At 71.2% G+C, this 15,219-nt stretch carries 13 protein-coding genes; 11 read left to right on the forward strand and 2 right to left on the reverse strand.

The window, feature by feature from the left end:
- Positions 1-35 precede the first annotated feature (35 nt).
- Positions 36-656, forward strand: coding sequence for an L-threonylcarbamoyladenylate synthase (locus ACFVTC_RS34990; RefSeq protein WP_390132546.1), 621 nt, complete (start codon positions 36-38; stop codon positions 654-656).
- A 116-nt stretch (positions 657-772) separates the two neighbouring features.
- Here the strand turns inward: ACFVTC_RS34990 and ACFVTC_RS34995 are convergent, their stop codons facing one another.
- A complete protein-coding gene (locus ACFVTC_RS34995; protein WP_390132548.1) occupies positions 773-2,590 on the reverse strand; it encodes a PucR family transcriptional regulator in 1,818 nt (605 codons plus the stop codon).
- Between the two features lie 271 nt (positions 2,591-2,861).
- On the opposite strand from ACFVTC_RS34995, the gene dnaK reads away from it, so the two are divergent.
- The 7 genes from dnaK to ACFVTC_RS35030 are packed head-to-tail and all read left to right on the forward strand — an operon-like array spanning position 2,862 to position 10,060.
- The gene (gene dnaK, locus ACFVTC_RS35000) at positions 2,862-4,757 is read left to right on the forward strand and encodes a molecular chaperone DnaK (RefSeq protein ID WP_390132550.1); all 1,896 of its coding nucleotides are present in this window, start codon (positions 2,862-2,864) and stop codon (positions 4,755-4,757) included.
- A gap of 9 nt (positions 4,758-4,766) precedes the next feature.
- Complete coding sequence (locus ACFVTC_RS35005) at positions 4,767-5,309, forward strand: nucleotide exchange factor GrpE (RefSeq protein WP_390132552.1); 543 nt, start codon at positions 4,767-4,769, stop codon at positions 5,307-5,309.
- Between the two features lie 6 nt (positions 5,310-5,315).
- A complete protein-coding gene (locus ACFVTC_RS35010; RefSeq protein WP_390132554.1) occupies positions 5,316-6,281 on the forward strand; it encodes a DnaJ C-terminal domain-containing protein in 966 nt (321 codons plus the stop codon).
- Positions 6,278-6,673 (forward strand): chaperone modulator CbpM, encoded by a 396-nt coding sequence (locus ACFVTC_RS35015; RefSeq protein WP_390132556.1) that lies wholly within the window; start codon positions 6,278-6,280, stop codon positions 6,671-6,673. Before ACFVTC_RS35010 ends, ACFVTC_RS35015 begins: the two co-directional genes overlap by 4 nt.
- Positions 6,664-9,306 carry an ATP-dependent chaperone ClpB gene (clpB, locus tag ACFVTC_RS35020; RefSeq protein ID WP_390132558.1) on the forward strand — a complete coding sequence of 881 codons (2,643 nt, stop codon included), beginning with the start codon at positions 6,664-6,666 and terminating at the stop codon, positions 9,304-9,306. Before ACFVTC_RS35015 ends, clpB begins: the two co-directional genes overlap by 10 nt.
- A 5-nt stretch (positions 9,307-9,311) precedes the next feature.
- Positions 9,312-9,755 carry a thioredoxin gene (gene trxA / locus ACFVTC_RS35025; protein ID WP_390132771.1) on the forward strand — a complete coding sequence of 148 codons (444 nt, stop codon included), beginning with the start codon at positions 9,312-9,314 and terminating at the stop codon, positions 9,753-9,755.
- 38 nt (positions 9,756-9,793) lie between these two features.
- A complete protein-coding gene (locus ACFVTC_RS35030) occupies positions 9,794-10,060 on the forward strand; it encodes a UBP-type zinc finger domain-containing protein (RefSeq protein ID WP_390132560.1) in 267 nt (88 codons plus the stop codon).
- A 115-nt stretch (positions 10,061-10,175) separates the two neighbouring features.
- Here ACFVTC_RS35030 and ACFVTC_RS35035 read toward each other — a convergent pair whose 3' ends face one another.
- A complete protein-coding gene (locus ACFVTC_RS35035; protein WP_390132562.1) occupies positions 10,176-10,964 on the reverse strand; it encodes an IclR family transcriptional regulator in 789 nt (262 codons plus the stop codon).
- 106 nt (positions 10,965-11,070) lie between these two features.
- Between ACFVTC_RS35035 and ACFVTC_RS35040 the strand changes: the two genes are divergently transcribed.
- The 3 genes from ACFVTC_RS35040 to sthA all read left to right on the forward strand — a co-directional run bounded on the left by ACFVTC_RS35040 (position 11,071) and on the right by sthA (position 15,007).
- Complete coding sequence (locus tag ACFVTC_RS35040) at positions 11,071-12,030, forward strand: 5-dehydro-4-deoxyglucarate dehydratase (protein WP_390132564.1); 960 nt, start codon at positions 11,071-11,073, stop codon at positions 12,028-12,030.
- Between the two features lie 81 nt (positions 12,031-12,111).
- On the forward strand, positions 12,112-13,440 hold the full coding sequence (locus ACFVTC_RS35045) for an enolase C-terminal domain-like protein (protein WP_390132773.1): 1,329 nt from the start codon (positions 12,112-12,114) through the stop codon (positions 13,438-13,440).
- A gap of 163 nt (positions 13,441-13,603) precedes the next feature.
- Positions 13,604-15,007: a Si-specific NAD(P)(+) transhydrogenase gene (gene sthA / locus ACFVTC_RS35050; RefSeq protein WP_390132566.1), complete on the forward strand. Its 1,404-nt coding sequence runs from the start codon at positions 13,604-13,606 to the stop codon at positions 15,005-15,007.
- Positions 15,008-15,219: the final 212 nt, after the last annotated feature.

Consider the following 15,219-nt stretch of genomic DNA (forward strand, 5'->3'; position numbering starts at 1 on the left):
CTGAGCGTCACCGCCGGGCGATCTAAGCTCGGCGTATGGCCAAGTACTTCGACGTGCATCCGGAGAACCCCCAGCCGCGGATCATCAGCCAGGTGGCCGAGATCATCCGCGGCGGCGGTCTCGTCATCTACCCGACCGACTCCTGCTTCGCGCTGGGGTGCCAGCTCGGCAACCGGGAAGGACTGGATCGCATCCGCTCCATCCGCCGGCTCGACGACCGGCATCACTTCACCCTCATGTGCCAGGACTTCGCGCAGCTGGGCCATTTCGTGCACATCGACAACTCGGTGTTCCGCACGGTCAAGGCCTCGACCCCGGGCAGTTACACCTTCATCCTGCCGGCGACGAAGGAGGCACCGCGCAGACTGCTGCACCCGAAGAAGAAGACCGTCGGCGTCCGGATCCCCGACCACGCCGTCGCCCAGGCGCTCCTGGCCGAGCTCGGCGAGCCACTGCTGTCGAGCACGCTGCTCCTGCCCGACCAGGACAAGCCGTTCACCCAGGGCTGGGAGATCAAGGACGAGCTCGACCACGTGGTCGACGCGGTCCTCGACTCCGGTGACTGTGGCGTCGAGCCGACCACCGTCATCGACTTCTCGCAGGGTGAACCCGAGATCGTACGCCGCGGGGCGGGCGATCCGTCACGGTTCGAGTAAAGGGACCGGCCCACTACGGGCAGAGCCGTCGGTCAAGCGTGTCGCGGGCGGATTCACCTGCCGGACAAGGAGGTTGTGGCGCGCTCACACCCCGTACGTACGGCCCGTCACCGGGCTCACCCGCCGGGTAGCGAGTCCGAGTGCGCGTTCCCCTCGGCCGCCGGCCCGCTCACCTTCCAGATTCTCGTCGCCACTTGGAGGTTGAAACGGCTGTCCACGTCGTCAAGCCGCCGTCCGCTGACCTCCCGGATGCGCTGCAACCGGTACCGCAGCGTGCTGCGGTGGACGGCGAGGGCCCGCGCCGTCTCGTCGTAGTTGCCGCCGTGGTCGAAGTACCGGGTGAGGGTGTGCACTAGGTCCGTGCCGTGCGTGGCGTCGTAGTCGAGCAGCGGGCCGAGCCACTCGCGGACGAAGAAGGTGACGTCCCGCGCGTCGTTCCCCCTCGCCAGGATGCGGTAGAGGCCGAGCTCCTCGTAGACCGCGGTGCCGTACGGGGGTTGTGACTGCCGGCGTACGTGCAGCGCGCTGACGGCCTGTTCGTAGGAGTGGGGAAGGCCGCCCGTCGTCTCGCACAGGCTCCCGATGCCCACCGCGCCTCGCCACGAGCCCACCTCGCCGGCGACGGCGCCGTACAGTCCGGGGTCGCGCGGCCCTCCCTGGACGATCAGCACCGCCATGTCCGAGCGTCGGGCGAGCAGCGACCGCAGTCCCAGTCCCCGCGCGGCGCGGTCGACGGCGTCCAGGAACCGGTCGTCGGCGGCCGTGGCCTGCCACTGGGCGACCACGACATGGTGCGGTCCGTGCAGATCGTGGCCGACGGCCTCGGCGCGGGCGTACGCGCCGCCCTCGTCGGCTCCGGTGAGCAGGTCCTCCACGAGATCGCGGCTCATGCGCAGTTCGGTCTCCGCCAGGCTGCGGCGGTGGGCGAGCTCCAGGGCCAGCGCGGTGCACGCGTGGCCTAGCGCGAACGCCTCGGCGTCACCCGCCACGCCCCCCGGGTCGATGAGTTCGATCGTGCCGAGGATCTCACCGTGGTGACGGGCCACCCCGATCAGACGGCCCTCGTGGCGGACCGGGTCCGGGGTCCGCATCGCGCGGTGCAGGAGTTGTTCGCGCAGCGTCGGATCGGGCTTGTCATGGGCTCCGTCCACGCCGGGTCCCGCCCGCGCGAGCGGGTTGCCGAATCGGTCCTCGATCCAGGTGGCGAGGCCGGTCAGCTCGTACACGGCCGCGGCGATACCGTCCTCTCCCGCGTCGCCGTCGTGGGCGCGGGAGAGGACGTCGTGGACGGTGTGCTGCGCCTCCAGCTCCGCGACCAGCGTGGTCAGCCGTTCGTTGACCGCGTCCCGCTCCTCGATCGCCCGGAACAGCTGCCGGGCGTACTCCCGGTCGCGGCTGCGGGCGTCGGCGTTGTAGAGGGCGGCGGCGGTCGGCCGCGCGAGGGCGTACAGGAGGAAGCACTCGTCGCCGGACGGCGGCTCGGGGGCGCTGACGACGAGGTAGCCGAGGAGTCCGCGGGAGCCGCGCAGGCCCGCGGCCCATCCCCAGCCGCCCTCCCGGAACCGGAGGGTGCCGTCCTGTCCGTCCAGTGCGCTCAGCTGTCGGACCGCCGCCGGCAGCTCCTTCGGGGCCCGGCCTTCGAGGGAGGGTGCGCTCGGTGGGGTGTCGAGTTCGAAGCGCCCGTCCCTGAGCAGGTAGCAGCCCTCGGGCCGGCAGCCGGTGAGGCGCGGCACCGCGTCCATGGCCAGGCGCAGGATCTCCTGTGCTCCCGGGGCGTCGAGCATCGTCACGGCCAGTACGAACACGTCGTACAGGCTCGCCAGCTGTTTACGGCCCCAGGAGGCGGGTGCGGTGGAGGGCACCTGGCTGGGCGAGCCGCGCGGTCCGATGCCCTGGTGCCCCGCACCGGAGGCGTCCTCAGCCATGCCAGGCATGCCGTAATAGTAGCTTTTGCGCCTTTCGGCCGCCTGTCGTACGGGGAGGCGTGCCCTGTCCTGCCAGGTCGAGGCCGGGGCCCGAATTTCACCCCGTCGGGCGCAGGCGTCACTCGGAGCCCCGTAACAGTCTGGCAGGGACGCGAGCCACGACGCGGGGCGCTCCGGGCGCCCGACGCGCGTGCGCCCGCCGACGCACGGACCCGACCTGAACACGACCGCCGTCCCCGGACAGGGGCGCACGCCGGGGCGGCAGGCGAAGGAGTTCCTCATGGGCAAGGCAGTCGGAATCGATCTGGGCACCACCAACTCGGTGATCGCCGTATGGGAGGGCGGTGAACCCACTGTCATACCGAACGCCGAGGGCTCGCGCACGACGCCCTCCATCGTCGCCTTCGCCGAGGGGGGCGAACGTCTGGTGGGCCAGCTCGCCAGGCGCCAGGCGATCCTCAATCCCAAGGGCACCATCTACTCGGCCAAGCGCTTCATCGGCCGGCACTACGACGAGGTGTCCGCCGAGGCCAAGGCGGTGGCGTACGACGTCGTCGAGGGCGAGGGCGGGGTCGCCCGCTTCAAGGTGCGCGACAAGCTGTACTCGCCCGAGGAGATCAGCGCGCAGGTGCTGCGCAAGCTCGCCGACGACGCGGGCAAGCAGTTGGGCGAGCGGGTCACCGAAGCGGTCATCACCGTGCCTGCGTACTTCAACGACGCGCAGCGCCAGGCGACCAAGGACGCCGGCCGCATCGCGGGCCTCGAGGTGCTGCGGATCATCAACGAGCCGACGGCGGCGGCGCTGGCGTACGGGATGGAGAAGAAGCAGCACGAGACCGTGCTCGTCTTCGACCTGGGCGGCGGCACCTTCGACGTGAGCATTCTGGACGTCGGCGACGGCGTGGTGGAGGTGCGTTCGACCGCGGGGGACAGTCATCTGGGCGGCGACGACTTCGACCGTCGGATCGTCGACCTGCTCGCCGACACCTTCCAGCGGGAGAACGGCATCGACCTGCGCAAGGATCCACAGGCCCTGCAGCGGCTGTTCGAAGCCGCGGAGAAGGCCAAGACCGAGCTGAGTTCGGTCACCCAGACGCAGGTCAGCCTGCCGTTCATCACCGCGGACGCCTCCGGGCCCAAGCACCTGACCGAGACGATCATGAGGTCCAAGTTCGACCAGATCACCGCCGATCTGGTGGAGCGGACCCTGGAGCCGGTCAAGCAGGCGATGACCGATGCCAAGGTCGGCGAGAACGACATCGACGAGGTCATTCTCGTGGGCGGCTCGACGCGTATCCCGGCCGTGCAGAACCTGGTCCGACGGCTGACCGGCGGCAAGGACCCGAACATGAGCGTGAACCCGGACGAGGTCGTGGCGCTGGGCGCGGCGATCCAGGCCGGCGTGCTCAAGGGCGAGGTCAAGGACGTCCTGCTGCTCGACGTCACGCCGCTGTCGCTGGGTGTGGAGACCCGTGGCGGGGTCATGACGAAGCTCATCGAGCGGAACACCACGATCCCGGTGCGCCGCTCCGAGACTTTCTCCACGGCGGAGGACAGCCAGGAGGCCGTCGATGTCGTCGTGCTGCAGGGCGAGCGCGAACTCGCCGCGGACAACCGGGTCCTGGGCCGCTTCCAGCTCAAGGACATCCGCCCGGCACCGCGCGGCGAACCGCAGGTGGAGGTCACCTTCGACATCGACGCCAACGGCATTCTGAACGTGACCGCGCGGGACAAGGACACCAGCAAGGAACAGAGCATCACCATCAGTGAGGGTTCCAATCTCGACCAGGGCGAGGTCGAACGGATGGTCCAGGAGGCCGAACAGCATCGCGGCGAGGACCAGGCACTGCGCGACGCCGTCGACGCGCGCAACGAACTGGACGCCGTCGCCTACCAGGTCGAGCGACGTCTCGGCGAACTGGGCGAGGCCGCGCCGGAACACGAGCGGGCCCGCGCGGACATGCTCGTCTCGGACGCCCGCGAAGCCGTCCAGCAGGACGCGCCGCCGGAGAAGGTGCGGCCGATGACCTCCGAGCTCCAGCAGGTGCTGGCATCCCTCGCCGCCCATCAGGCGGGCGCCGGCCAGGCCGCGGAGGCCGCGCCCGGCGTGCAGGACACCACGAGCGCCCCGACGGGTTCCGACGACGTGATTGACGCCGAATTCGACAAGAACTGAGGTGCGGCCATGGCCACCGGACAGGAGCCCGTGACGCCCCCCGACGGCGAACAGCGCACCGCCGACGCCGCCTTCCCCACGGACCCGGCCGCCCCGTCGCGGCCGGAGGCGGCGGACCAGGCCGCGGAGCTGGACGAACTCCGGGACCGCTGGCGCCGCGCGCTCGCCGACCTGGACAACCTGCGCAAGCGCCACGCGAAGGAACTGGAACGCGTGCGCGGTCAGGAACGCGCCCGGACCGCGGCGGCCTGGCTGCCGGTCCTCGACAACCTGGAACGGGCCCTGGCGCACGCAGACGCCGATCCCTCCGCCGTGCTGAAGGGCATCGAGACCGTGCGCGACCAGGCGGTCGAGGTGTTGCGCGGTCTCGGATACCCGCGCCACGAAGAGACCGGGGTGCCCTTCGACCCGACCAGACACGAGGTCGTCGGGGTCGTCGACGACCCCGGCGCCGAGCCGAACACCGTGGCCCAGGTGGTGAGTCCGGGCTATGGGGCGGACGGCAACCAGTTGCGGCCCGCGTTCGTCATGGTCAGCAAGCGGCAGGAGTGACGCCTCATGGCACGCGACTACTACGAGGTGCTCGGGGTGCCGCGCACCGCGAGTGCCGAGGAGATCCAGCAGGCCTTCCGCACGCTGGCGCGCAAGCACCACCCCGACGTCAACAAGGATCCCGGTGCCGAGGAGCGTTTCAAGGAGCTCAACGACGCCTACAGCGTGCTCTCCGACCCCAGGACCCGGCAGCGCTACGACCGCTTCGGCGACGACTTCCGGCAGATCCCGGAGGACTACGACGAGCGGGTGGCCGCGGCGGCGGGCGCCCGCGGCGGCCGGGCCGGGTGGGCGGGCGGTGGCGGGGGCGGCGGCGGGGTCCGCTTCCGGAGCGCCGACGGCGCCGGCTTCGACGGCTCGGGCGTCGACTTCGAGGACCTGTTCGGCGGGATGTTCGGACGGGGCGGCGGAGGCAGCGGAGGCTGGGGCCCGGTGCCCGGCGCCGACCAGGAGGCCGAGATCCAGCTCGGCGTCGAGGAGGCGTACCGGGGCGGCCGGCGCAGCATCACGCTGGGCGGCCCGAAAGGACAGCGCAGCTACGACGTCACCGTCCCGCGCGGTGTGGTGGACGGCCAGCGCATCCGGCTGGCCGGTGAGGGCGGCCACGGCAGCGGCGACGGCCCGCCGGGCGACCTGTATCTCCGGGTGCGCATCAAGCCCGACGGACGTTTCCGGCTGGAGGGGCGGGACATCCACGTGGTCGCCCCGGTGACGCCGTGGGAGGCGGCGCTCGGCGCGACGGTGCCGGTGCCCACCCCCGGCGGCACGGCCAAGGTCACCGTCCCCGCGAACTCCTCCAGCGGTCGGCGGCTCCGGCTGCGCGGCGAGGGCATGCCCAACCCGCGCGGCCCAGGCGGTGACCTCTACGCGGAGATCCGCATCATGGTGCCGCCCGAGCCCACCGCCCGCGAACGCGAGCTCTTCGAGGAACTGGCCGCCGTGTCCGCCTTCGACCCGAGGAGGCCCCGATGACCACCGCCCCCCGTCCCGGCGGCGCGAGCCGCCGCACCGCCGTACCGGCCGCCCCGCCGGTCCTCAACGTCCGGGTGCGCACCGCCACCCTCGGTCCGCCCCTGAGGCTCGGTCTCGACGCCGTCGCCCTCCGCTCCGGTATCCACCCGGATCTCGTACGGCGGTTCGTCGCCCTCGGCCTCGTCGACGCCGCCCGGGACGCGACGGGGCGGCTGTGGTTCGACCCGTCCGCTCCCGTCGCCCTCGCCCGCATCCAACGTCTACGGGCCGCGCTCCCCCTCAACTACGCCTCCCTGGGTCTGGTGGTCGATCTGCTCGACCGGATCAGTGAGCTGGAGGACGCGCTGAGGCGCAGCAACGCCGGCTCCAGGAGTGATGAATCGTGGATATGAACCGGCTCACCCAGAGGTCCCAGCAGGCGGTGCAGGAAGCACAGACGATCGCCGGCCGGCTCAACCAGACCGAGGTCGACGGCGAGCACCTGCTGCTCGCCCTCCTCGACCAGCCGGACGGTCTGATCGCGCGCCTGGCCGACCAGACCGGTGCCGACACCCAGGCTCTGCGCTCCGCCCTCTCGGACGAACTGGCGCGCAGGCCGAAGGTCACCGGGCCCGGTGCCACGCCCGGTCAGGTGTACGTCACCCAGCGGCTGGCCAGGGTGCTGGACGCGGCCGAGCAGGAGGCCAAGCGGCTCAAGGACGAGTACGTGTCGGTCGAACACCTCCTGCTGGCGCTGGCGGACGAGGGTTCCCAGACCGCCGCGGGACGCCTGCTCAAGAGGTTCGGCGTCACCGAGGACGCCTTCCTGGCCGCGCTGACCCGGATCCGCGGCAACCAGCGCGTCACCTCGGCGACCCCCGAGGCGTCGTACGAGGCCCTGGAGAAGTACGGCCGTGATCTGGTGGCCGAGGCCCGCGGGGGCAGGATGGACCCGGTGATCGGCCGGGACGCGGAGATCCGCCGGGTGATCCAGATCCTGAGCCGCAAGACCAAGAACAACCCGGTGCTCATCGGCGACCCGGGCGTGGGCAAGACGGCCATCGTGGAAGGTCTGGCGCAGCGCATCGTCCGGGGTGACGTGCCCGACGGCCTGCGCGACCGGACGATCTTCTCGCTCGACATGAGTTCGCTGGTGGCGGGCGCCAAGTACCGCGGCGAGTTCGAGGAGCGGCTGCAGGCCGTACTCAGCGAGGTCAAGGCGGCCGAGGGGCGCATCCTGCTGTTCGTCGACGAACTGCACACGGTCGTCGGCGCGGGCGGTGGTGCCGAGGGCGCCATGGACGCCGGGAACATGCTCAAGCCGATGCTGGCCCGCGGCGAACTGCACATGATCGGTGCGACGACCCTGGAGGAGTACCGCAAGTACGTCGAGTCCGACGCGGCACTCGAACGCCGCTTCCAGCAGGTGGTGGTGGACGAGCCGAGCGTCGAGGACACCGTGTCCATCCTGCGCGGGCTGCGCGAGCGGCTGGAGGTGTTCCACGGTGTGAAGATCCAGGACACCGCGCTGGTCGCGGCGGCCACGCTCAGCCACCGCTACATCACCGACCGGTTCCTGCCCGACAAGGCCATCGACCTGGTCGACGAGGCCTGCGCACGCCTGCGGACCGAGATCGACTCCATGCCCGCCGAACTGGACGGGATCACCCGCCGGGTGACCCGGCTGGAGATCGAGGACGCGGCGCTCGCCAAGGAGAGCGACCCCGCCAGCGCCAAGCGTCTGGAGGAACTGCGCCGCGAACTGTCCGACCTGCGCGCCGAGTCCGACGCGATGCACGCCCAGTGGGACGCCGAACGCCAGGCCATCCGCCGGGTGCAGGAACTGCGCCAGGAACTGGAGCAGGTACGGCAGGACGCCGAGGAGGCCGAACGCAGCTACGACCTCGACCGCGCCGCCGAACTGCGCTACGGCAGACTCACCGAGCTGGAACGCCGGCTGGCGTCCGAGGAGGAGCGGCTCGACTCCAAGCAGGGCGACAACCAGCTGCTGCGCGAGGTGGTGACGGAGGACGAGATCGCGGAGATCGTGGCGGCCTGGACGGGAATCCCCGTCACCCGGCTGCAGGAGGGCGAACGCGAGAAGCTGCTGCGGCTGGACGAGATCCTCACCGAGCGGGTGATCGGCCAGGACGAGGCGGTCAAGCTGGTCGCCGACGCGATCATCCGGGCCCGCTCCGGCATCCGTGACCCGCGCCGGCCCATCGGCTCGTTCCTCTTCCTCGGCCCCACCGGCGTCGGGAAGACCGAACTCGCCAAGACGCTCGCCGCGGCGCTCTTCGACTCCGAGGAGAACATCGTCCGCCTGGACATGAGCGAGTACCAGGAGCGGCACACCGTCAGCCGGCTGGTCGGAGCGCCTCCCGGTTACGTCGGTTACGAGGAGGGCGGCCAGCTCACCGAGGCGGTGCGCCGCAAGCCGTACTCCGTGGTCCTGTTCGACGAGGTGGAGAAGGCCCACGCGGATGTGTTCAACACCTTGCTGCAGGTCCTCGACGACGGCCGCATCACCGACTCGCAGGGCCGTACGGTCGACTTCCGCAACACCGTGGTGATCATGACGTCCAACATCGGATCGGCGCACCTGCTGGACGGGGTGACCGCCGACGGCGAGATCAAGCCCGAGGCGCGCGCCCTGGTACTGGGTGAGCTGCAGAGCCACTTCCGGCCCGAGTTCCTCAACCGGATCGACGACATCGTGCTGTTCAAGCCGCTGGGCCTGCCCCAGATCGAGCGCATCGTGGAGCTCCAGTTCACCGACCTGCGCAGGCGCCTGGCCGAACGGCAGATCACCGTCGATCTCACGCGGGCGGCGCTCGAACTCATCGCCCGGCAGGGCTTCGACCCCGTGTACGGAGCACGTCCGCTGCGCCGCTACATCTCGCACGAGGTCGAGACGCTCGTGGGCCGGGCGCTGATCCGCGGTGACGTGCGGGACGGTTCGACGATCCGGGTCGACGCGCAGAACGGCGAACTGGTCGTCACCTACGGCGAACCGGCGGCGCCGGACGTCCGGAAGGCCGCGTGAGCGCGGTGGGCACGAGTCGGGCCGGAACGGTCACCTGCGATCGGTGCGGCCGTGCCAACCGGGTGCCGGCGGCGGCCGCGGGCACACCGCGCTGCGGGAACTGTCAGGCCCCGCTGGCGTGGATCACCGAGGCCGGTGACGCGGACTTCGCGGAGGTCGCCGAGCAGGCGAGGCCGTACGTCCTCGTCGACCTGTGGGCCACCTGGTGCGGGCCCTGCCGGACGGTCGGCCCCGCGCTGGAGGAGGTCGCCCGCGAACTGTCCGGACGGGTCAAGCTGGTCAAGGTCGACATCGACCGGAGTCCGCGGCTCGCGCAGCGGTTCCAGGTGCAGGCCGTGCCGACCCTGCTGCTGCTCGACAAGGGTGAGGTCATCTCCCGGAGGACCGGAGCGGCCCCCGCGCCGGCTCTGGAGCAGTGGGTCGAGGAGAGCCTGTCCGTTCGCCTTTGAACCCGCCCCGCGCGAAGGGCGGAGGAAGGAGGCACGCCATGGCGACGGCGCGGCCCGACCCTCATCTGTCGTACATCCGCTCCGTGACACCGCGCACTCCGGACGGCTGCGACGAGTGCATGCACATCGGCTCCACCTGGCTGCATCTCCGGATGTGCCTGACCTGCGGGCACGTCGGGTGCTGCGACTCCTCGCCGCTCCAGCACGCACGGGCGCACGCCGCCACGGCCGGTCACCCCGTCATCCGGTCCTTGGAGCCGGGCGAGGACTGGCGCTGGTGCTATCTGGACAAGGCCATGATCTGAGGTGCGCCGGACCACGGAGCACGGTCGTGGGCGGCCGGACCACGCGGCGCGGTCCGGGAGAGCGCCGGCCGGCGGGAGGCCGGCCCTGGTCGGCTCCGCGCCCGTGCTTCCCCGGTCAGCGCCAGTCGGGAGCGCCCGGCGCCGGGGCGGCGAGGGTTTCGATCCTCGTCCGCAGTTCCCGCATGACGGAGACGATGCGGGCCTCGTGCTCGTCCGTGAGCCGGGTGACGGGAACCGAGCAGCTGACGGCGTCGACGGCGGGTGTGTCGTAGCGCAGGGCGAAGCCGAAGCCCGCGATACCGGGCACCGTCTCCTCGCGGTCGACGGAGTGGCCGCGCTCGCGCACCCGGGCGAGGTCCGCGAGCAGGGCGGCCCGGTCCGTGTGCGTGTTCTCCGTCAGAGCGGCCAACGGGCCTGCGGGGAGCGGGAGTTCTTCGTCGGGACGTTCGGCGAGCAGCGCCTTGCCGAGGGCACCGGCGTGGGCCGGGACCCGGCGGCCGACCCGGCTGAGGGTGCGCGGGTACTCGTGGGACTCGCGGGTCGCGAGGTAGACGACGTCCGAGCCGTCGAGCCGCGCCAGGTGGATCGTCTCGCCGAGCGTGTCCGAGGCTTCGTCGAGGCAGGGACGCACCGCCCGTACATGCGCGTCGCCGTCGAGATAGCCGGTACCCGTGAGCAGGGCGCGGATCCCGATGCCGTAGAGGGAGCCGGTGGTGTCGGAGCGCACCCAGCCGCAGTCGACGAGGGTCTGCAGCAGCTGGTACATGCTGCTGCGCGGCACCGCCAGTTCCGCCGCGAGTTCGTCCAGGCGGGCGGGCCGGTCGCCGCGCCCCGCGAGCAGTTCCAGCAGGGCGACCGTTCGGGACGCCGACTTCACGGCGCGGACACCTCTGCTCTCGGACATGGGCCCCATCGTAAAACCGCCTTCCCGCACCATTGACCCGCGATGGTTCACCCACCTAATCTTCATCTGCATACATAAACGTCATCTGCATATGAGGATGAGAATGATGGCACGGTTCAGCACGGGGACCGAGGACGTGACGCGGAGGCTGCGGGACGGCATGGCGGGCGGGGTGCTGTCCTTCCCCCTCACGAGCTTCCGGGACGACGGGAGCCTCGACCCTGAGTCGTACCGCGCCTATCTGACCGCCCAGCTCGCGACCGGACCGGGCGCGGTCTTCCCGGCCTGCGGAACCGGCGAGTTCTTCTCCCTGGACGAGGACGAGTACCGCTCGGTCGTCGCGACCACGGTCGAGATCGCCGACGGGCGGCTGCCGGTGGTCGCGGGAATCGGCTACGGCTGGGCACAGGCGCTGCGGTTCGCCCGGATCGCGGAGGAGGAGGGCGCGGACGCCGCGCTGGTGCTGCCGCACTACCTGGTCGCCGCCCCGCAGGACGGCCTGGTGGAGCAGCTGCGCCGGATCGCCGCCGGGACGTCCCTGCCGCTCATCGCCTACCAACGGGGACAGGTCGCCTTCGACGCCCGGAGCCTGCGCCGGATCGCGGACATCCCCACGGTCATCGGCCTCAAGGACGGCCACAGCGACCTCGACCGGCTCCAGCGGCTCACGCTCGCCGCGCCCGACGGCTTCCTGTTCTTCAACGGCGCCTCGACCGCCGAGATCCAGGCCCGCGCCTACGCCACCGTGGGTGTGCCCGCCTACTCCTCCGCGGTCCACGCCTTCGCGCCGGACATCGCGAACGCCTTCTTCAGCGCCCTGCGGGACCAGGACGACGAGCGGACGACCGCGCTGCTGCGGGAGTTCTACGTCCCGCTCGTCGAACTGCGCGACCGGGTGCCGGGCTATGCCGTCTCGCTGGTCAAGGCCGCCGCCCGGCTGCGCGGCCTGCCCGTCGGTCCGGTCCGGGCACCGCTGACCGACCCGGGCCCCGATGACCTCGCCGTTCTCGCGAAGATCCTCGAGGCCGGGCAGCTCCTGGCCGAAGCGGCGCCCCGACCCGTCTGACCGCCCCGGCGCTCCGCCTCCGCCACCCCGCACCTCCTCCCCCGACTCACTCCGTACGCAAGGGATCCGAAGACCATGGGCATCAGCCGGCCGACCGTCACCGCGTTCTCCGTCTATCCGGTCGCGGGACGGGACTCCATGGAGCTGAACCTCTCCGGTGCGCACGGCCCCTACTTCACCCGCAACGTGGTCGTCCTGACGGACTCCGAGGGCCGTACGGGGCTCGGCGAGGTCCCGGGCGGGGAGAAGATCACCCGGACCCTGCGGGACGCCGGGCCGCTGGTCGTCGGGGCCAAGGTGGGTGACTACCAGCGCGTCCTGCGGGAGATCGGGGCCCGGTTCGCCGACCGGGACTCCGGCGGACGCGGCGCCCAGACCTTCGACCTGCGGACCACCGTCCACGCCGTCACGGCCGTCGAGTCGGCGCTGCTCGACCTCCTCGGGCAGCACCTGGACGTACCCGTCGCGGCTCTGCTCGGCGACGGGCAGCAGCGTGACTCCGTACGGGTCCTCGGCTACTTGTTCTACGTAGGTGACCCCGACCGCACGGACCTGGAGTACGTCCGCGAACCCGACGCCGGCGTGGACTGGTACCGGATCCGCCATGAGGAGGCCCTGTCCCCCGGGGCGATCGTCCGGCAGGCCGAGGCCGCGTACGACCTCTACGGCTTCCGGGACTTCAAGCTCAAGGGCGGTGTCCTGCGGGGCGCCGAGGAGGTCGAGGCCGTACGGGCCCTGAAGGACCGCTTCCCCGAGGCGCGGATCACCCTCGACCCGAACGGGGCGTGGTCGCTGCGCGAGGCGGTGGAGCTGTGCACACCCCTGGTCGGCACCCTCGCCTACGCCGAGGACCCCTGCGGGGCCGAGGACGGCTACTCGGGGCGGGAGATCCTGGCCGAGTTCCGGCGTGCCACCGGTCTGCCCACGGCGACCAACATGATCGCCACCGACTGGCGGCAGCTGACCCACGCCCTGGCGCTTCAGTCGGTCTCCATCCCGCTGGCCGACCCGCACTTCTGGACCATGCGGGGCTCTGTGCGGGTGGCCCAGCTGTGCCACGCGACGGGACTCACCTGGGGCTGCCACTCGAACAACCACTTCGACATCTCGCTCGCCATGGTGACCCACTGCGGAGCAGCGGCGCCGGGCGCCTACAACGCCCTGGACACGCACTGGATCTGGCAGGAGGGGCTGGAGCGGCTCACCGTCGAGCCGCCGCGGATCGTCGGCGGGGAGATCGCCGTGCCGGACGCCCCCGGGCTCGGGGTCCGTATCGACATGGACCGGCTGTTCGCGGCCCACGACCTCTACCGGGAGAAGGCGCTGGGGGCACGTGACGACGCCGTCGGGATGCGCTTCCTGGTCCCCGGGTGGGAATTCGACGCGAAGCGCCCGTGTCTGGTGCGCTGACGTCCGGGGTGAGGCGCGCGGCCTTCCGGGCGCCGACCCCCGTCGTACGATGCGTCCGTCTCCGGCGTCAGGTGCGTTGACCACCGGATTTTTCCCCTGGCGGAGCGGTCCGTTGCCCATTCACCCTTCCGGGGAGGGACTTCGGCCTGACAGACTCCGCAGAGTGCGCGACTTCGACATGCTTGTCATAGGATCCGGCCCCGGTGGGCAGAAAGCCGCCATCGCCGCGGCCAAGCTCGGCCGCCGGGTCGCCGTCGTCGACCGGCCCGACATGGTCGGCGGGGTGTCCATCCACACCGGGACCATCCCCTCCAAGACCCTGCGCGAGGCGGTCCTCTACCTCACCGGTCTCACCCAGCGCGACATGTACGGCCAGAGCTACCGGCTCAAGGAGGACATCACCGTCGCCGACCTGACCGCGCGCACCCAGCACGTGGTCAGCCGCGAGGTCGACGTCATCCGCAATCAGCTCTCCCGCAACCACGTCTCCCTCTTCGCCGGCACCGGCAGCTTCGTGGACGACCACACCGTCTCCGTGACCGAGGCGAACGGCAACGAAAAGCTGTTGACCGCCGAGCACATCGTGATCGCCACCGGCACCCGGCCGGCCCGGCCCGCGTCCGTCGAGTTCGACGGGCGCACGATCATGGACTCGGACAACGTCCTCAACCTGGAGCGGGTGCCGCGCTCCATGGTCATCGTCGGGGCCGGTGTGATCGGCATGGAGTACGCCTCCATGTTCGCCGCCCTCGGCAGCAAGATCACGGTGGTCGAGAAGCGGTCCACGATGCTCGACTTCTGCGATGTCGAGATCATCGAGTCCCTGAAGTACCACCTGCGGGACCTGGCCGTCACCTTCCGTTTCGGGGAGACGGTCGCCGCGGTCGAACACCATCCGGGGGGCACGCTCACCGTCCTGGAGAGCGGCAAGAAGATCCCCGCGGACACCGTGATGTACTCCGCCGGCCGGCAGGGCCTCACCGACGAACTCGACCTGGACAAGGCGGGTCTGTCCGCCGACCCGCGCGGCCGGATCAAGGTCGACGAGAACTACCGCACCGAGGTGCCGCACATCTACGCCGTCGGCGACGTCATCGGCTTCCCGGCCCTGGCGGCGACCTCGATGGAGCAGGGACGCACGGCGGCGTACCACGCGTTCGGCGAACCGGTGCACCCGATGCACGACCTCCAGCCGATCGGCATCTACACCATTCCGGAGATCAGTTTCATCGGGCGCACCGAGGACCAGCTCACGGAGGACTGCGTGCCCTTCGAGGTCGGTGTCTCCCGCTACCGCGAACTGGCCCGGGGCCAGATCATCGGCGACTCGCACGGCATGCTCAAACTGCTGGTCTCCCCGGACGACCGGAAACTGCTCGGTGTGCACTGCTTCGGCACCGGGGCCACCGAGCTGATCCACATCGGCCAGTCGGTGATGGGATGCGGCGGCACGGTCGACTACCTGGTCGACGCGGTGTTCAACTACCCGACGCTCGCGGAGTCCTACAAGGTCGCCGCCCTGGACGCCACCAACAAGATCCGCCAGATCGACCGGCTCAAGGACTGACCCCGGCCACGGCCGGGCGGCGGGGCGGGGCGGGAACACGTCGCGCCCCGCCCTCACTCCCTCGCGCCGATCCCCCGACCTACGGGCCAGGGTCGGCCCCGTGGGACTCACCGGACAGGGCCTGCCGCGTGCCCTCCCGGCACACGCGCGCAGAGGCCGGAGGCGTCGTCGTGCGCCCGCCGGGGATGACGAAGCGGCCCCTGGACACGGGG

This window comes from Streptomyces sp. NPDC057950 (assembly GCF_042887295.1).
Classification (GTDB): Bacteria; Actinomycetota; Actinomycetes; order Streptomycetales; family Streptomycetaceae; genus Streptomyces; species Streptomyces kaempferi.